This is a genomic window from Winogradskya consettensis (assembly GCF_018332715.1).
Taxonomy (GTDB): domain Bacteria; phylum Actinomycetota; class Actinomycetes; order Mycobacteriales; family Micromonosporaceae; genus Actinoplanes; species Actinoplanes consettensis.
In genome coordinates, this window is the sequence record NZ_BOQP01000049.1 from 26,378 (window position 1) to 44,036 (window position 17,659).

Sequence of the window (17,659 nt, forward strand, 5' to 3'; positions counted from 1 at the left end):
CGTCATTCTGACGATCCGTTGTCCGCGAGCCGCTGGCACCGTTCTCTTCGCCTACCGGGAAGGGAGCGGATGACATGAACGCGACGTCCGCCGACGTTATCTGCCGACGACAGACAGTAACTATTCTCTTCGTCGACATCGTCGGATTCACCAGTCTCGTCGACCAGCTCGACTGCGCCGACGTGCGAGACCTGCAACGCGATTACTTCGGGACCGTCTCGGCCGTGGTGCGGGCCGCCGGCGGCATCGTGGAGAAGTTCATCGGCGACGCCGTCATGGCCGTCTTCGGGACCGCCGGTCCGGATGCTGGGACGCCGGCCGAGGTGCAGTGCGCGGCCGCGGCCGCGGTGCGTGCGGGGCTGCTGGTGCAGGAGTCGCTGCGGGGGCGCCTCCTGTCCGGCCGGTACGCCGTCAAGACCCGGGTCGGGCTCGCGACCGGCACGGCGATGGTCGATCTGGAGGCCGCCCGTGACGGCGGGTACGGCATGGTCAGCGGTAGCGTTGTGGCCACGGCTTCACGGCTGCAGGCGTACGCTCCGCACGACACCGTCGTTGTCTGTGCCGCCACTCAGCAGGCGAGCGCCGACGCGGTGGACTACCAGGAGCTACCGCCGGTTTCCGTACACGGCAAGCAATCCCCGGTGGAGCTCTGGCGTGCCCTGCACCCGCGCAACGCGGCAGTAAGTGCCCTCACGTTGCAGGCCTGCGGCTGACAATTCCTACAGCGAGCCCCGGACGCGCCGATAAAGGCGTCGTGGGTGCTTCGCCTTCCGTACCGGCAGAGCCGGCAGCGGTCCAGTGGGAGCTCGGCGACGTCGCCGAGCTTGAAGTGCTGGGCGAAATCGGGCGGGGCGCCCAGGCGGTCGTATACCGGGTCCGCCGGGACGGCACCGAGTACGCGCTGAAGTCGCTGCTGCAGGACGACCTCAGGCCCGAGCGGCTCCGCGAGTTCCGGCGCCAGGCCGCGCTGCTGGCGTCGTTCGCGAGCCCGAACCTGCCGAGGGTGCACAAAGCCGGCGAGTCGGGTGGCCGCCCCTACGTGATCATGGATCTGATCGACGGCGAGCCGCTCGCCCGGCGGTTGCTGCGCGGCCCGCTCGACGAGCGCGACGCGATCACGATCGGCGCCGACCTGGCCACGGCCCTGCGTACCGCCCACGCCCACGACCTGATCCACCGCGACATCAAGCCCGAGAACGTCCTGGTCACCGCCGCGGGCACGGCGTTCCTGGTCGACTTCGGCCTGGCCTCCGGCGCCACCGGCAGCGCGATCGGCCCCGACGACGCGATCGCCGGCACGCTGACGTACTGCTCGCCCGAGCAGGCCGGCATGCTCAACCGCCCGGTCGACGCCCGCTCCGACCTGTACGCCCTCGGCGCGGTCCTGTTCGAGTGCGTCACCGGTGCCCCGCCGTTCGCGGCCGACGACGTCGGTGAGCTGCTGCACCTGCACGCGACCGCCCCGGTGCCGGACCCCCGCGCCCTGGCACCCGGGCTCGGCGCGACCTTCGCCGCGGTCCTCGTCCGGCTGCTCGCCAAGGACCCGGACGACCGCTACCAGAGCGCCGCCGGTCTGCTCGCCGATCTGCGCCGGCTCGCCGGTGACCCCGCCACCGTCTTCGCACTCGGCGACGATGACGCTCCGGAATTGCCGCACGACGCCCCGATGACCGGCCGTGACGCCGAGTTCGAGACGCTGCGTGAGCACTGGGACAGGACCATCGCGGGCAGTGGCGGGTTCGTGCTGCTGCACGGGCCCACCGGCGCCGGTAAGACCCGGCTCGCCACCGAGCTGGGCAGACACGTCCGCGATTCCGGCGGCGTCGTGCTGCGTGGCGGCGCGTCGTCCAGTGACCGGCGCCCGATGGGGCCGCTGCGGGCTGCTGTGGACGCGTACGTGAAGGACCTGCTGCGTGCCCCGGGCGGCCGCGAGAGCGCCGCCGAGACCCTGCGTGCCGCGGCGGGGGAGAGCGCCGCCCTGGTCACCAGCCTGTCCCCGGCCCTGGCCGAGCTCCTCGAGGTTCCGCAGGTCAGCGGCGAGGTCGGCTTCGGCCGGCACGCCGCGGCGGTCGCCGACCTGTTCGCCGGTCTGGCCGCCACCGCGGGCCCGGTCCTGCTGCACCTCGACGACGCCCAGTGGTACGACGAGGGCACCGTGCGGGTCCTGGAACAGCTTGCCGCCCGTGCGGGTGAGCTGCCGCTGCTGATCGTGGCGACGGCCCGGCAGGACGACGCGAAGCCGTCCCCGGTGCTGTCCCGGCTCGCCGCCGCCCAGGTCCTGGAGATCACCCTGGCGCCGTTCGGCCCGCGGGAGGTCGCCGACCTGATCGCCATGCTGTCCGGCGGCATCCGGATCAACGAGCGCAGCGGCGAAGCGGTCGCCATGCTCACGGGCGGAAACCCGTTCGTGACCATCGGGTACGCCCGGGCCGTGATGGACGCCGGCCTGCTCACCCCCGACTGGGGCGTGTGGCAGATCGACCCGGACGGCATCCAGGACCTGGCGCTGCCCTCCGACTCCGCCGAACTCGTGCTGCGCCGCCTCGGCGGGCTCGACGTGGAGGCCCGGCGCCTGCTCGCCGTCGCCGCGGTGGTCGGCACGACCTTCGACGACGCGATCGTGGCCCAGGCGGCCGGGGTCGAGCCACGCGTCCTGGCCGACTCGCTCGCCGACGCCGCCCGCCAGGGCATCGTCGAGGCCCGCGACGGCATGTACCGCTTCCTGCACGAGAGCATCCGCACCACGCTGCTCGCGGGCCTCTCCGCGCAGGACACCCGCGAGCTGCACGGCAAGGTGGCCGACGCGCTGGACGCCACGGCCAGTTCCGACGTGTACGCGCTGGCCCGGCACTGCTCGCTGGGCGACCCGGCGAGCAACCCGCAACGGATGCTGCGCGCCTGCACCGAGGCGGGTGCCCGGGCCCTCGACGAGCACGCCCCGGACACCGCGCTGACGTACCTGGAGTTCGCCCGGGACGCCGCCGAGTCCGATGAGGTCCGGCTGGGCAGCCGGTTCAAGCAGCTGCTCGGCACGGCGTACCACCAGAACGGCCGGCTCGACGAAGCGGCCGCGACCCTGACCGAGGCGCTCGGGGAGACCACCGACCACATCGAGCGGGCCGGCATCCAGCTGCTGCTCGCCCGGGTGCACGAGAGCAACTGGAACGGCGCCGCGCAGCTCGAAGCCGTCGAGCTGGGCCTGGCCGAGCTGGGCCGCACCATGCCCGCCAGCCGGGCGATGCGGGTCTTCACCAGTTTCTGGATCCTGATCATCGGCGGTCTGTGCCGGTTCACCGGCCTGGGCTACGGCACGGCCAGGGGCAAGCACCGTGACCTGCTGCGGCTGGAGACCACCCTGCACCACTACGGCGTCTCGGGCAGCCTGCGGGACCTGCGCCCGAACCATGCCCTGCTGCACGGGATGCGGACCATCTACCCCATCAACCGGCTCGGCCGCTCCCCGGAACGGGCCCGTGACCTGGTCATGCTCGCCGTGACGCTGCGCATGGCGGGCCTGCGCCGCTTCGCCGACCGGATCACCACCAACTCGCTGAAGCTCGCCGCTGAGCTGGGCGACCCCACGATGACCGCCCGGATCGAGTTCCTGCACGCGATGGGCCTGCACGGCGCCGGCGCCGACTCGGGCGAACGGATCCGCCGGGTGCTGCACGAGCGCGAGCGCTTCCTCGACGTCGGCCTCGTGCTGGACTGCTACGCCGTACTCGGCTGGGACTGGCTGCTGCGCGGCGAGCTGGTCGAGGCCGAGGCCGCCGCTGCCGCCCGGCGCCCGTGGCTCGACGCGGTCGGGCACGCCGACCGGCCCACGATGGTCGCCCTCGACGCCGGGGTGCTCGCCCTGCGGGGGCGCGCCGGCGAGGCGATCGCCGAGCTCGGCCGGGCCGCCGAAGGGCCCAAGGGCGTCAACGAGGTCGTCGACACCATCATCGTGCGGATGCTGAGCGCGCTCGAACGCGACGACCTGGGCACGCCGTTCGACGACGCGGTGGCCGAGTTCGAGGGCCTCGGGCTGAACCAGCGCGACCTGCTGCCCGCGCACCACGGTTTCTACGTCTACCTGGCGTACGGCCGGCTCGAACAGGCCCGTCGTGCCGCGCCCGCCGAGCAGGACCGGGCGATGAAGGCCGCGCACGCCGCCGTCGCCGCCCTCGGCAGGATGACCCGCCGTCCGCTGATCACAGCACATCACCACATCGCCCGCGCGATGCTCACGGTGCTCACGCCGGGTGGCGCACCCAAGGCGCTGGCCATCCTGGCCGAGGCCGAGGACCTGCTGCGTGCGGTGGATGCGCCGCTCCCGGCCTTCGAAGCAGCACTGGTACGCGCCAGAGCGCTCGCCGCCACCGGAGTGTCCGGAGAAGCGGAGCGGCAGGCCCGTCTCGCCGCGGGGATCGCCGAGGACCGGGGCTGGCCGCACCGCGCCCGGCGCGCCGCCGCCGAGTTCCGCATCGACGCGGGGCGCCGCAACCGCGTACCCGTGGCTGCCGCCCGGGGCCGTGAAGGACAACGGTGGGCCGCGCTGGAGCAGCTCAGCAACGCCGCGTCGCGGGTCATCGACCCCGAACGGCTCACCCGGGTCGCGCTCGACGAGACCGTACGCCTGCTCGGCGCCGAACGGGCCATGCTGTTCCTCGTCGACTCGGCGAAGGGCCGGCTCACGCCGTACGTCGGGCGGGACGCCTCCGGCCGTGACCTGGCCGAACTCAGCGGGTACAGCACCACCGTCGTCACCAAGGTCCGCAAGAGCCGCGAGCCCCTCGTGGTCACCGGCACCGAGGAGGGCGCCGCGCTCGGCGCCGAGAGCGTCGTCCAGTACGGACTGCGCAGCATGCTCGTCGCCCCGCTCGAGCTGGACGACCGGCTGCTCGGCGTCGTCTACCTGGACAGCCGGGTCGCCAAGGGCGTCTTCACCGTCGACGACGTGGACGTCCTCACCGCGATCACCCACCACATCGCCGTCGGCCTGGAGACCGCGCGGGCCGCCCAGCTCGAGGTCGCGGTCGCCGCGGCCAACCGCCAGCGCGACCTCGCGGAGACGCTGCGCCGCGCGATGGCCCGCCTCACCGGCACGCTCGACCCCGAGCTCGTGCTGCGCCGGCTGCTGCTGACCGCCCGGCAGACCCCCGGCGGCGAACGCGGCTGGCTGCTGCTCGGCACCGCCGAATCGGACGAGGTCACCGTGCTCGGCGGCTCCGCGGGCCCGTCCAGCGTGGTCCTCGACGAGCACCCCGAGCTGCGCAAGCTGTTCGAGAACCGGCAGGCCGACCTCACCGCCGGGGTGCCCACCTGGGCGTCCGCGCTGGGCGACTACACCGGTGCCAGCTGGCTCACCGTGACGCTCGACGACCGCGAGGGCATGGTCGGTGTCCTCGTGCTCGCCTCCGAGCAGGCCGGCATCTACACCGCCGCGGAGCTCGGCGTCGCCGCCGCCCTCGTCGGCCAGGGCATGGTCGCCTATGACAACGCCCGCCTGTTCAGCCGGATCAACGAGCTGGCGACCACGGACAGCCTCACGGGAGTGGCCAACCGGCGGCGGTTCTTCGAGCTGGCCGAACGCTCCGTGACGGCGGCGCTGGACGCGCGCCGCCCGATCACCGCACTGATGATCGACATCGACCACTTCAAGCGGATCAACGACTCGCACGGCCACCAGACCGGTGACGACGTCATCAAGGGCGTGGTCGCGCGGGTGCTGAGCTGCGTACCGTCCGACGGGCTGGTGGCACGCTACGGCGGCGAGGAGTTCGCCGTGCTGCTTCCCGGCGTCGCCGACGACGGCTTCGCGATCGCCGAGAAGGTGCGCGCCGCGGTCGACGGCTCGCCGATCGAGACCCGGACAGGCAACATTCCGGTGACGATCAGTGTCGGGCTCTCCCGGTTGCGTCAGCAGGACAACACGCCGGATGCCCTGCTCGGACGGGCCGATGCGGGCCTCTACGAGGCAAAACAGGGTGGCCGCAACCGTGTCGTGGCTCACGACGAGTGACCTTGACGGTCCTCCCTCGCGGAATCTGTCGTACCAGCCCGGTAGGCTCGCCGCGTCGTTGACGGCTGTGACTGCTCGGGAGTAGTACCTAGTGACTGCGCAACAAGAGATCCTCTACGGGGCCGATGACCTCACGCATCTCGAGGGTCTCGACGCGGTGCGCAAGCGGCCCGGCATGTATATCGGCTCGACCGACAGCCGGGGCGTCAACCACCTCGCCAACGAGATCATCGACAACGCGACCGACGAGGGCGTTGCCGGCCACGCCGAGAACGTCGCGGTCTGCCTGCACGCCGACGGATCGGTGCAGGTCGACGATGACGGCCGCGGCATCCCCACCGACATCAACGCCAAGTCGGGGCTCTCCGGCGTGGAGCTGGTGCTCACCCGGCTGCACGCGGGCGGCAAGTTCGGCGGTTCGGGCTACAAGACCTCCGGCGGCCTGCACGGCGTCGGCGCGTCCGCGGTCAACGCGCTGTCGCTGCGCTACGACGTCACCGTCAAGCGCGAGGGCAAGGTCCACGAGATCTCGTTCCAGCGCGGCGTGCCCGGTGTCTTCGCCGGCGACGGCCCCAACGCCAAGTTCACCCCCGAGCCCGGCCTGCGGGTGGTGCGCCGGATGAAGCGCGGCGAGCGTTCCGGCACCTCGACCCGCTACTGGTACGACGCCCGCTACTTCGAGACCGGCGCGAAGCTCGACGTGGACGTGGTGCGCGCCAAGCTGCGCAACACCGCGTTCCTGGTGCCCGGCGTCGCGTACACGCTCGCCGACCTCACCGGTGAGGAGCCGGTCGAGGAGACGTTCGTCTTCCCGCACGGCCTCGCCGACATGGTCGAGTTCCTGACCCCCGCCTCGGACAAGCCGGTCTCCGGCATCCTGATCGTCAACGGCGAGGGTAAGTACAAGGAGAACGCCGCCGACGCCAACGGCGTGATGCAGTCCAATGTCGAGCGCATCGCCGAGATCGAGATCGCGTTCCGCTGGGGTACCGGCTACGAACGCACCGTCGAGAGCTTCACCAACACGATCCGCAACGCGCACGGCGGCACCCACCGCAAGGGCTTCGAGCGGGCGATGGTCCGCGCCCTGTCCGACGCGGTGCGCAACACCCGCGGGCTGCTCAAGGCCAAGGAGGAGCCGCCGGTCCTCGACGACTACCTCGAGGGCCTCACCGCCGTCATCCACGTCCGTGTCCCCGAGCCGCAGTTCACCTCGCAGACCAAGGACGAGCTCTCCACCGCCGGCATCACCCGCGTGGTGCAGGGCCTGGTCGAGCAGCATCTCAAGGCCTGGATCGACGACAAGCGCACCAAGGCCGAGGCCCGCACCATCCTGCAGAAGGTGGTCGACGCCGCGCGCGTCCGGCTCACCCAGAAGCAGCAGAAGGACGCGGCCCGGCGCAAGACCGCCCTCGAGGGCGCGTCGATGCCGCCCAAGCTGGTCGACTGCCGCTCGACCGGCATCGGCCGCAGCGAGCTCTACATCGTCGAGGGTGACAGCGCCCTCGGCACCGCCCGGATGGCCCGCAGCTCCGAGTACCAGGCGCTCCTCCCGATCCGGGGCAAGATCCTCAACGTGCAGAAGGCGAGTCTGCAGCAGGTCCTCGACAACGCCGAGTGCTCGGCCATCGTCCAGGTCCTCGGCGCCGGCTCCGGCCGCACGTTCGACATGACCACGATGCGCTACGGCCGCGTCATGATCATGGCTGACGCCGACGTCGACGGCTCGCACATCCGCACGCTGCTGATCACGCTGTTCGCCAAGTACATGCGCCCCGTCATCGAGGACGGCCGGCTCTTCGCGGCCATGCCCCCGCTGCACAAGGTCAGCACCAAGGGACGCAACGGCGAGGTCATCTACACCTACACCCAGCAGGAGATGGAGACCACGGTCGGCCGCTTCGAGAAGGCGGGCAAGTCCGTCAACAAACCGGTGCCCCGTTTCAAGGGCCTCGGCGAGATGGACGCCGACGAGCTGTGGGACACCACGATGAACCCCGCCACGCGTACGGTGCGGCGCATCACCCTCGACGACGCCGAACGCGCCGAGGCCACACTGGAGCTCCTGATGGGTGAGCGGGTCGAGCCACGCAAGAACTGGCTCATCGAGGCCGCCGGCCGCATCGACCAGGACACGATCGACGCCTGAGGAACGGGTCAACAGACATGGCACGCCGCAAAACCGAGCAAACCCGGGTGGACCTGTCGGCCTTCGACCAGGCCGGTGCCCGGGTCATCGACAACCCCCTCACCACCGAGGTCGAAGACTCCTACCTGGAGTACGCCTACTCGGTCATCCACTCCCGAGCCCTCCCGGACGCCCGCGACGGCCTCAAGCCCGTCCACCGCCGCATCCTGTTCTCTATGCACGAGCAGGGCCACCGCCCCGACCGCCCCTACGTGAAGTCCGCCCGGGTCGTCGGCGACGTCATGGGCCGCTACCACCCGCACGGCGATGTGGCGATCTACGACGCGATGGTGCGCCTCGCGCAGGACTTCTCCCTCAACGTCCCGCTGGTCGACGGGCACGGCAACTTCGGGTCCCCGGACGACGGACCGGCAGCGAGCCGTTACACGGAGTCCCGGATGTCGCGCGAAGCGATGCTGCTCGTGGGGGAGCTCGGCGAGGGCACCGTCGACTTCAAGGGCAACTACGACGGCTCCGAGCTGGAGCCCACGGTGCTGCCGGCGGCGTTCCCCAACCTCCTGGTCAACGGGACGTCGGGCATCGCGGTCGGCATGGCCACCAACATGATTCCGCACAACCTCGGTGAAGTCGTCGCGGCGGCGCGGCACCTGATCACGAACCCCGAGGCGGACCTCGACGAGCTCATGCGGTTCGTGCCCGGGCCGGACCTGCCCACCGGTGGGCAGCTGCTCGGGCTGGACGAGGTGCGGCGGGCGTACGAGACGGGTCGTGGTGTGGTCCGGATGCGGGCGCGCGCGCAGACCGGGCTGCTGGAGGGTGGCCGGGGCCGGCAGGCGATCACGGTTGTCGAGCTGCCCTACGGCATCGGCACCGAGAAGATCATCGAGGCCATCACCGAAGAGGTGAAGGGCAAGCTGTACGTCTCCGGACCGAAGAAGGGCCAGCGTCAGGCCGCCCGGCTGCAGGGCATCTCGGACGTCAAGGACCTCACCGACCGCGAGCACGGCACCCGGCTGGTCATCGAGTGCAAGGTCGGCGTCAACCCGCAGGCCCTGCTCGCCGATCTCTACCGGCTGACCCCGCTGGAGACGTCGTTCGGCATCAACAACCTGGTCCTGGTCGACGGGCAGCCGCGTACGCTCGGCCTCAAGGCTCTCCTCGAGGTCTTCCTGGCCCACCGCTACGAGGTGGTCACCCGGCGCACCACGCACCGCCGCACCAAGCGCCAGGACCGCCTGCACCTGGTCGACGGCCTGCTCATCGCCCTGATCGACATCGACCGGGTGGTCGCGATCATCCGGGGCAGCGACGACGCGGCCGCCGCCAAGGCCGGTCTGATGAGCGAGTTCGGGCTCTCCGACATCCAGGCGACGTACATCCTGGACACCCCGCTGCGCCGGCTCACCCGCTTCGACCGCATCGAGCTGGAGACCGAGCAGCAGCGGCTCAACGAGGAGATCGCCGAGCTGAGCCGGATCCTCGACAACGACGACGTCCTCAAGAAGCTGGTCTCCGACGAGCTGGCCGAGGTGGTCTCCGAGTTCGGGGCCCCGCGGCGCACCACGCTCATCGACGGCGACCTCAAGGAGGTCCTCGCGGCGTCGGCCCCGGCCGGCCCGCTCGAGGTCGCGGACGACCCGTGCCAGATCATCCTCTCCGCCACCGGCCTGATCGCACGCACCGCGGCGGAGAGCGAGGAGGCCACGGAAGGCCGTCGCCGCAGCGGCCGCGTCAAGCACGACGCCGTACGGTCCATCGTGCACGCGACCGCCCGCGGCCGCATCCTGCTGGTGACCAGCCACGGCCGCGCGTTCAAGACCGACGTCCTGCCATTGCCGGTCCTGCCCGAGCAGAGCGGCACGGTCTCCATCCGCGGCGGCATGTCCGCCTCGGAACTCATCCCGCTGGAAAAGGGCGAACGCGTCGTCGGCCTCGCACCCCTCAACCCGGAGGGCTCACCCGGCCTGGCGCTGGGCACCCGCCAGGGCGTCGTGAAGGTCTGCGCCCCCGAGTGGCCGGTCCGCTCCGACGAGTTCGAGGTCATCACGCTCAAGGACGGTGACGAGGTCCTGCAGGCCACCTGGCTCACCGACGGCGACGAGAGCCTGGTGTTCGTCACCTCCGACGCATCGCTGCTGCGCTTCCCCGCCAAACTCGTGCGCCCGCAGGGCCTCAAGGGCGGCGGCATGGCCGGCATCAACGTCACCAAGGACTCTCGGGTGCTCTCGTTCAACGCGGTCGACACCAAGGACGACCAGCACGGCGAGCCCATGGTGGTCACCTCGACCGGCACCCAGGTGAAGGTCACGCCGTTCGAGCTCTACCCGGCCAAGGGCCGAGCCACCGGTGGCGTCCGGGTCCAGCGCTTCCTCAAGGGCGAAACCCAGCTCGAGGTCGCCTGGGTCGGCCCCCGCCCCGTCGCCGCCGGCACCAACGGCGACCCGATCGAACTCCCCGCCACGGACCCCCGCCGCGACGGCTCCGGCGAACCCATGCCCATGGGCCCGCAACTCGTCGGCCACTTGATCGAACGCGGCTGACCACCACCCGGGCCCGGCCGATCAGGCCGGGCCCGGGTGCGGCCGGCTCCTCCCGGTGTCAGCTCAGCCGGTCGACGCGCGCGTGACCGCCAGCCCGGCCCGGTGATGCGAGCATGACCGTCAGCTCGGCCCGGTGATGCGAGTGCGGGCGTCGGTCAGCAGGATCGTCAGGAGATACAGGATGTTGCGGGGCAGGTCCCAGGATCGTTGGTCGGGGCCGGTGATCCGCAGGCTCCATCGACTGGTGGGCTCGTCCGGGTTGAGCACGTAGGCCACGGTTGAACCGTCCACCATGGTGGCCACCGTCAGCGTTGGCGGTGTGAGGTAACGCAGCATGCCGACCGTTGGGCCCGGCATCGGTGCGGGGAGCGCCGCGGGCGGGGTCAACGTCAGGTGATCGGCGAAGTGGGCGGGGTCGTAGTGCTCCATCAGCCAGCGGTAGTCCGCGGGCAGGTCGACGGCCACCGTGCCCCAGTCCACCGGCTCCGGGTGGTCGCGCGGGGTGGCGAGTTGCGCCAGTCGCCCGCACAGATCGGCACCGTACGTGAAGTCGACCTCCACCAGCAGCGGAAGGTCGGCGTCGTACTGGCCGCCGGTCACCGTCACGGCCCAGTGCCCCGCTCGCAGCCTGATCCGGCTCCCGTAGTCGACGAGTTCGTCGACGGCGAACTCGTCGGCCGGGGCGAGGCCGAGCCCTGCGGCTACCTCCTCGGCAAGCGTCTCGGCGGCACTGTGGAGCCGCTCGCGGAAGTCGTCCTCAGGGCAGCCGAGGTCAGCTACCAGGACCGTCATGCAGGTGGTGGCCCGGTCCGCGTTGATCCAGGCCATGAGGTCGCCCACCGTGTAGGTGTGCTCACGGACCGGGTGTGGCCCCCAGCCGAGCTCGGTCAGGAGTTCCGCCAGGTCCGAAGCGGCCGGGAGGTCGATCGCCTGGTTCAGCCGCTGGGCGAGGGCCGCGATATGCATCGCGGGATCGTAGCGGGAGCGCGTAAAGTCGCCCGCGGAACCCGAATTCTGTGCTCTGGATCGGCGTCGCAAGTGGGCACGGAGCCTCGTCGTGATCGGGGAGGGGTGGCGACAGTGATGGTTGCTGCCCACTTCACGGAGATGACATGGATCTCGGCCTCGGATTGCCCATCAGCGACGCCGGCCGGCTGGTCGATTGGGCCCGCCGCGCGGAAGCGCTGAATTTCGACACGATCGGCCTGCTCGACCGGCTCGTCTACGACAACCCTGAACCCCTCGTCGCGCTGTCGGTGCTGGCTGGGGCGACCAGCCGGATCCGGTTGCAGACCGAGGTGCTGCTCGGGCCGCTGCGGGCCACGCCGTTGCTGGCCAAGCAGGTCGCCACGCTCGACCGGATGTCCGGGGGACGGTTTGTTCTCGGCATCGGGGTCGGCGGTCGCGAGGATGACTTCGCCGCGGCCGGGGTGCCGCTGACCGCGCGGGGGCGCCTGCTGGACGAGCAGCTTGCCGGGTTGCGCGACATCTGGGCCGGTGAGTACATCGGGCCGCGGCCCAGCACGCCGGGCGGGCCGAAGATCCTCATCGGGGCGTTCGCGCCGGTCGCGCTGCGGCGGGTCGCGCGGCACGGGGACGGTTTCCTCTGTGCCGCGCCGCTCAGATGGGCAGGACCTCTGGTGCGTACGGTCCAGGATGAATGGGCCGCAGTGGGCCGGAGCGGCAGTCCGCGGTTGGTTTGCCAGGTGAATGTCGCCGTCGGCTCGGCCGAGACCGTCGAACGTGCGCGGCGGGCGATCGGCGGTTACTACGCCTTCACCGGGCGGACAGACTGGGGCGAACCGCTCAGCGATCCGGCGCAGATCACCGATGTCGTGGCCGCCTATCGGGACTTCGGCGCGGATGAGCTGATCATGTACTGCTACGGGGATGATCCGGCGCAGGTGGATGAGCTTTACGAATTGACGAAGTAGCATTCCTGCTCGTGCTGGAACCGTTGTCACCCACCGACCCGGCCGCCCTCGGCAAGTACCGGTTGCTGGGGCGTCTCGGTGCCGGTGGGATGGGCACGGTCCATCTCGCCGAGGCGCCCGACGGGGAGCCGGTCGCCGTGAAGTGTGTGCGGCCCGAGTTCTCCGCCGAGCCTGAGTTCCGGGGGCGGTTCCGGCAGGAGATCGAGCGTGCCAGGCAGGTGCCCGCTTTCTGCACGGCCGAGGTGCTCGACGCCGACGTCCGCGGTGAGCGGCCCTACCTGGTCACGGAGTACGTCGACGGGCCCGCGCTCGGTCAGGTCGTGCGGAACGGCGGGCCGCTGCGCCGCGGGAACCTGCACGCGCTGGCGCTGGGGGTTGCCGGTGCGCTGACCGCGATCCACGGGGCCGGGGTGGTGCACCGTGATCTCAAGCCGGGCAACGTGCTGCTCGGGCTGGGCAGTCCCAAGGTCATCGATTTCGGGATCGCGCGGGCGTTCGAGGCGACGACGCGGCACACCCGTACCGGTCAGATGATCGGCACCGTCGATTACATGGCGCCCGAGCGGTTCGACGAGCGTGCCGACGACGCGGGTGCGCCGGCCGATGTGTTCGCCTGGGGGGCCGTCATCGCGTACGCGGCCAACGGGAGCTCGCCGTTCGGTGGGGGCTCGCCGACGGTGACGGCCGCGCGGATTCTCACGGTGGAACCGGATCTCGGCTCGCTGAGCGGCCCGCTGCGTGACCTGGTCGCGTGGGCTCTGCGTAAGGAACCCGGCGACCGGCCGACCGCCGCGCAACTCGTGCAGGCACTGCTGACCGCACCCGGTGCCGCCCCGGTGCCGGCGTCGGACGATGACCGGGAGGGGGCCGCGCGGGTGTTGCAGCAGGCGGTCCATGACGGGCATCTCGGGCTCGACGAGTTCGACGGAAGGTTGCAACAGGCACTTGGTGCGCGTACCCATCGGACTTTGGGTAAGGCTGTCGCCGATCTGCCGATGGTCCCCCCGCCGGAGTTTCAGCCCGTGGAGATCCGGCGGGGGCCGATCGAGCGGAGTCTGCTCGCGGCCGGGCGGGGGTTGCGGTCCACCGCGCTGTTCCTCGCGCCCTCGGTCGCGGCCGGGGTGGGGGCGGAGATCGTCATCCCGGAGTACACGCCGGGTGTGGTGCTGGCCGCGCTGGTGGTCACGGGGCTGCGGAAGATCGTCCGCGCGGAACGCCGCCGCTACAACAAGCCGGTCACCGACCCCGTCACCAGGTCGGGCGAAGGCGGCCGGGGGTAGCCAGGCCGGTCAGGTCGGCGCGTAACGCTGCGAGCCGTTGTGGGCCGAGGCGGGCGGCCCAGGGTTCGAGGACCTCGGTGGCTGCTTCCTCGGCGGCGCGGGTGCAGGCGACGCCCCGGGCGGTCAGGGTGATGAGTTTGGCGCGGGCGTCGTCGGGGTGGGGGCGGCGTTCGACGTAGCCCTTGCGCACCAGTTCGTCGACCATCTGGCTGGCGGCCTGCTTGGTCACGTCGAGGTGCTCGGCGAGCTGGACGACCGTCGCGCCTGAGCCGGAGAGGCGGGCGAAGGCGTAGCCGTGGGCCGGGCGGAGGTCGGTGAAGCCGCGGGCGCGCACCCCCGCGTCGATGCCGTCCACCAGGGCCCGGGCCGCGCTGAGCAGCAGGAACGGTACGTCGAGGAGCTCACGGTTCACGAGCAGGAGTTTGACACATCCGACAAGCTGGTTGACTATATAGTCAAGCTGCTTGACTAAAACTGCTCTACTGAAACTGGAGGTGTCGTGGAAGTTCATCGGATGCACGGGGCGACGTTCCACTCGTACTTCTCGCCGTCGAGCGGGAGCCGGGAGCTGTGCGCGTGGCGGCTCGAGGTCGCGCCCGGGACGACCGGGGTGCCGCACCGGGTCAGCCGGGAGGAAGTGCTGCTCCTGTTGGACGGCGAGCTGACCGCAACCATCGACGGGGTGGCGGCCACGTTGCGGGCGGGGGAGGCGGCGATGGTGCCGGCGGGCTCGACGTTCGGCATCGACAACGTGTCCGGGCGGCCGGCGAGCGTGTGGGTGACGACCAGCGTCGGATTGGAGGCCACATTGGACAGCGGCGAGGTGATCCGGCCGGCGTGGACCCGGTGAAAAGAGGGCTGCCCGGCCGCCGTGAGGCGACCGGGCAGCCCCGGGGCGGGGGTGAAGGTCTACTTGGAGGGCTCGGGGATGTCGCAGGTGATCTTCGGGTTGACGCCGAGCCAGTTGAGCGGGCCCGCCACCACGGTGACGAGGACCGTGCCGGCCTCCGCGCAGCTGGTGTCGCCGCTGTCCTTGAAGTAACCGCGCTCGAACGCGGCCACACCGCCGAGCACGAGCCAGATGAGGAGAATGACTCCGCCAATAGATCCTGCGCGCATCGGGGCTCCTAAAGCTGGGTGGGCTGAGCATCATGTACCCCGCCTGCGGCGATCTCTAAACGGCGTTGCGTACGGCCTGCAGGGTGTAACTGTGCGGAAGGCGCCGCGGCCGATCGGTGACCTGCCACTCACCGTTCGCCACCTTCGTCATCTTGCCCGGCAGCGCGAGCCACGGGACCGTGTCGTGCTCGACGAGGCCGGTGATCGTCATCCCGGCCTCGAGCAGTGCGGTCACGATCTCGCCCATGCCGTGGTTCCACGAGTGGGTGACCGTGTGGACGAACTCGTGGTCGGTGGCGACGTAGGTGCCGCCCTCGTCCCAGACGAGCGGGTCCTTGTGTTCGAAGTAGTCGAAGTCGAGAGCCAGCACGTCGTCGTCGCGGCCGTCCTGCAACGACCACAGCACGGGGTGGCCCTCGCGGATGAAGAGCCGCCCGCCCGGGCGCAGCAGCGTCGCGACGACCTTCGCCCAGCGCCGGATGTCGGGCAGCCAGCCGATCGCGCCGATGCCCGTGAAGACGAGATCGAAGGCGGCGTTCTCCAGGACGTCCGGTGCGCTGTACAGATCCGACTCGACGAACTCGATGTCGGCCTTCGCCAGCGTGGCGAGCCGGCGCGCCTCGGTCAGGGAGACGGCAGAGAAGTCGAGGCCGGTCATGGTGGCGCCGAGGCGTGCGAGCGACACGGTGTCCGTACCGATATGGCATTGCAGATGGACCGCCCGCAGACCGGTGATGTCCCCGAGCAGCGGCCGGTCGAACGTGACCCCATCGCTGATGTGCTGGGGGTCGGCCGCGAAGGCGTCGAAGTTGTAGTCGGCCGATGCTGCGTGCGCCGGGGCTCGTTCGTCCCAGTTGGCCCGGTTGACGTCGAGATAGTCGTTCACGGCGCGACGGTAGCCCATGCGGGGCGCCCGCGTCGCACTGTTAACCCGGGATAGCGTTGAATGAGGAGATCGATGATCGAGAGGCTGGTGCGGGTTGGAGAAGAGGCGTACGACAGTGCGGGACGTGCGCCGCGCGAACCGGGCCAGCCTGCTGACGGATCTCTTCCACGGCGGCAGGCAGAGCCGGCAGCAGCTCGGTGACACCACCGCGCTCAGCCAGGCCAGCGTCAGCAACCTGATCGGCGAGATGATCGACGAAGGCCTCGTCGAGGAGGCCGGCCTGGTCGGCTCGGACGGCGGCCGGCCACGAGCGCTGCTGCGGGTCGCCCCGGGCTTCGGGTACGTTGCCGGCGCTGACGTCGGCGAGACTCGCGTGACGGTCGAGTTGTACGACCTCGCCATGTCCCGCCTCGGCTTCGCGCAGTACTCCCTCGGCAGCGACGGCATGGCCCCGGAGGCCGCCGCCGCGAAACTGCTCGAGGGCCTCGACGCCGTGATCGCCGAGGCCGGGGTCAGCGCCACCGAGGTGCTGGGCTTCGGTGTGGGCGTCCCCGGGATCGTCGACCGCAGCGGCCCCGACGCGGTCGTCCACTCGCAGACCACCGGCTGGGACGGCGCCGCGCTCGGCGAGATGCTGCGCGCCGGCACCCAGATCCCGATCCACGTGGAGAACGGCGCCAAGGCCGTCGGCCAGGCCGAGATGTGGTTCGGCGCGGGCCGTGGCGCGCGCGACGCCGTCATCGTCATGGTCGGCACGGGCGTCGGCGCTGCCGTGGTGATGGACGGGCGCGGATATCAGGGCGCCGCCAACAACGCCGGCGAGTGGGGCCACACCACCATTGTGTACGGCGGGGACGTCTGCCGCTGCGGGGCGCGAGGCTGTCTCGAGGCGTACATCGGGGCGGGCCGGATCACCGCTCGCCTCGCAGCCGTCACCGGTGCGGAGCCCGCCCGGGATCTGCTCGTCCGGGTGCTGAACGGGGACGGGCCGCTCGCCCCGGAGGTGACCGAGGTGATCACGCAGACGGTCGGCTACCTGGGCGCGGGGATCGCGAACCTCATCAACCTGTTCTCCCCGGAGCGCATCGTGCTCGGCGGGCCGGCTGGCTTGGCGCTGGGAGAGCGCTTTCTTCCTGACATTCGCGACGCAGCGTCGCAAAACGCTTTGCGGCAGCCGTACGCGCGAACCCGGATCGACCTGTGCCAGCTCGGGCCGGACGCCGTCGCGATGGGCGCGGCCACCCTGCCGATCGCCCAGTTGCTCGCCGAGGGTGGACTGCCGCCCGCCTCGGGGCCGGCGCCGCTCTCCCGCGCCGCCAGCCGCCGCTCCCTGAGCCGAAACCGCAGCTAGGCCCGGCTTGCTGAGCTGGAACCGCAGCCCGGCGTGGTCTCAGGCGGTGGCTGCTGCTTCCTGGAAGTCGGTGACCGCGGCGCCGTGGCGGACGGACCACGCGGTGAGGACCGTGATGGGCTCGATGAGGGTGCGGCCCAGGTCGGTGAGGCGGTAGTCCGAGTCGTGCGCGACGAGGCCGTAGTTCTGCAGGCGGCGCAGGGTCTGGGTGAGGACCTTGCGGGAGATGCCGCCGATGGCGCTGACGAGTTCGCCGTGGCGGCTGGGCCGGCGGTGCAGGGCCCAGAGGGTGACGATGGCCCATTTGTCGGTCATGATCTCGACCGCGAGCCGGGCGGGACAGTCGGAGACGAAGCCGGTCGGGCACAAGTCGTTCATGGTTCGAAGGTACCTATC

At 71.0% G+C, this 17,659-nt stretch carries 13 protein-coding genes; 8 read left to right on the forward strand and 5 right to left on the reverse strand.

Features of this window, described 5'->3' with window-relative positions; genetic code table 11:
- Window positions 1-74: 74 nt before the first annotated feature.
- From Aco04nite_RS38840 to Aco04nite_RS38855, 4 genes are all read left to right on the forward strand, one after another.
- Window positions 75-713, forward strand: a complete 639-nt coding sequence (locus Aco04nite_RS38840; protein ID WP_213002226.1) for an adenylate/guanylate cyclase domain-containing protein — start codon at window positions 75-77, stop codon at window positions 711-713.
- 41 nt (window positions 714-754) lie between these two features.
- Window positions 755-6,004, forward strand: coding sequence for a diguanylate cyclase (locus Aco04nite_RS38845; protein WP_213002227.1), 5,250 nt, complete (start codon window positions 755-757; stop codon window positions 6,002-6,004).
- A 91-nt stretch (window positions 6,005-6,095) separates the two neighbouring features.
- On the forward strand, window positions 6,096-8,153 hold the full coding sequence (locus Aco04nite_RS38850; RefSeq protein WP_213002228.1) for a DNA gyrase/topoisomerase IV subunit B: 2,058 nt from the start codon (window positions 6,096-6,098) through the stop codon (window positions 8,151-8,153).
- Between the two features lie 17 nt (window positions 8,154-8,170).
- Window positions 8,171-10,693 (forward strand): DNA gyrase/topoisomerase IV subunit A, encoded by a 2,523-nt coding sequence (locus Aco04nite_RS38855; RefSeq protein WP_213002229.1) that lies wholly within the window; start codon window positions 8,171-8,173, stop codon window positions 10,691-10,693.
- A gap of 120 nt (window positions 10,694-10,813) precedes the next feature.
- Here the strand turns inward: Aco04nite_RS38855 and Aco04nite_RS38860 are convergent, their stop codons facing one another.
- Entirely contained in the window at window positions 10,814-11,659 is an 846-nt protein-coding gene (locus Aco04nite_RS38860; RefSeq protein ID WP_213002230.1) for a hypothetical protein, read from the reverse strand.
- Window positions 11,660-11,805: 146 nt separating this feature from the next.
- Between Aco04nite_RS38860 and Aco04nite_RS38865 the strand changes: the two genes are divergently transcribed.
- Together Aco04nite_RS38865 and Aco04nite_RS38870 are read left to right on the forward strand one after the other, a co-directional pair.
- On the forward strand, window positions 11,806-12,627 hold the full coding sequence (locus Aco04nite_RS38865; RefSeq protein WP_213002231.1) for an LLM class flavin-dependent oxidoreductase: 822 nt from the start codon (window positions 11,806-11,808) through the stop codon (window positions 12,625-12,627).
- An 11-nt stretch (window positions 12,628-12,638) separates the two neighbouring features.
- The gene (locus Aco04nite_RS38870) at window positions 12,639-13,907 is read left to right on the forward strand and encodes a protein kinase domain-containing protein (protein ID WP_213002232.1); all 1,269 of its coding nucleotides are present in this window, start codon (window positions 12,639-12,641) and stop codon (window positions 13,905-13,907) included.
- Here the strand turns inward: Aco04nite_RS38870 and Aco04nite_RS38875 are convergent.
- Window positions 13,876-14,319: a MarR family winged helix-turn-helix transcriptional regulator gene (locus Aco04nite_RS38875; protein WP_244876617.1), complete on the reverse strand. Its 444-nt coding sequence runs from the start codon at window positions 14,317-14,319 to the stop codon at window positions 13,876-13,878. The genes Aco04nite_RS38870 and Aco04nite_RS38875 overlap by 32 nt on opposite strands.
- A gap of 87 nt (window positions 14,320-14,406) precedes the next feature.
- On the opposite strand from Aco04nite_RS38875, the gene Aco04nite_RS38880 reads away from it, so the two are divergent.
- A complete protein-coding gene (locus Aco04nite_RS38880; RefSeq protein ID WP_244876618.1) occupies window positions 14,407-14,757 on the forward strand; it encodes a cupin domain-containing protein in 351 nt (116 codons plus the stop codon).
- Window positions 14,758-14,816: 59 nt separating this feature from the next.
- On the opposite strand, the gene Aco04nite_RS38885 is transcribed toward Aco04nite_RS38880, so the two are convergent.
- Both Aco04nite_RS38885 and Aco04nite_RS38890 read right to left on the reverse strand, forming a co-directional pair.
- Window positions 14,817-15,026 (reverse strand): hypothetical protein, encoded by a 210-nt coding sequence (locus Aco04nite_RS38885; RefSeq protein ID WP_213002234.1) that lies wholly within the window; start codon window positions 15,024-15,026, stop codon window positions 14,817-14,819.
- Window positions 15,027-15,081: 55 nt separating this feature from the next.
- Window positions 15,082-15,912 (reverse strand): class I SAM-dependent methyltransferase, encoded by an 831-nt coding sequence (locus tag Aco04nite_RS38890; protein ID WP_213002235.1) that lies wholly within the window; start codon window positions 15,910-15,912, stop codon window positions 15,082-15,084.
- A gap of 124 nt (window positions 15,913-16,036) precedes the next feature.
- Between Aco04nite_RS38890 and Aco04nite_RS38895 the strand changes: the two genes are divergently transcribed.
- Window positions 16,037-17,263: an ROK family protein gene (locus Aco04nite_RS38895; protein WP_244876619.1), complete on the forward strand. Its 1,227-nt coding sequence runs from the start codon at window positions 16,037-16,039 to the stop codon at window positions 17,261-17,263.
- 39 nt (window positions 17,264-17,302) lie between these two features.
- On the opposite strand, the gene Aco04nite_RS38900 is transcribed toward Aco04nite_RS38895, so the two are convergent.
- Window positions 17,303-17,641 carry a winged helix-turn-helix transcriptional regulator gene (locus Aco04nite_RS38900; RefSeq protein ID WP_213002237.1) on the reverse strand — a complete coding sequence of 113 codons (339 nt, stop codon included), beginning with the start codon at window positions 17,639-17,641 and terminating at the stop codon, window positions 17,303-17,305.
- Between the last annotated feature and the right edge of the window lie 18 nt (window positions 17,642-17,659).

Excerpts from the sequence above, each read along its gene's own strand:
- Aco04nite_RS38840 (WP_213002226.1), top strand. The coding sequence starts at position 75 with ATGAACGCGACGTCCGCCGACGTTATCTGCCGACGACAGACAGTAACT.
- Aco04nite_RS38855 (WP_213002229.1), top strand. The coding sequence starts at position 8,171 with ATGGCACGCCGCAAAACCGAGCAAACCCGGGTGGACCTGTCGGCCTTC.
- Aco04nite_RS38860 (WP_213002230.1), bottom strand. The coding sequence starts at position 11,659 with ATGCATATCGCGGCCCTCGCCCAGCGGCTGAACCAGGCGATCGACCTC.
- Aco04nite_RS38865 (WP_213002231.1), top strand. The coding sequence starts at position 11,806 with ATGGATCTCGGCCTCGGATTGCCCATCAGCGACGCCGGCCGGCTGGTC.
- Aco04nite_RS38885 (WP_213002234.1), bottom strand. The coding sequence starts at position 15,026 with ATGCGCGCAGGATCTATTGGCGGAGTCATTCTCCTCATCTGGCTCGTG.
- Aco04nite_RS38900 (WP_213002237.1), bottom strand. The coding sequence starts at position 17,641 with ATGAACGACTTGTGCCCGACCGGCTTCGTCTCCGACTGTCCCGCCCGG.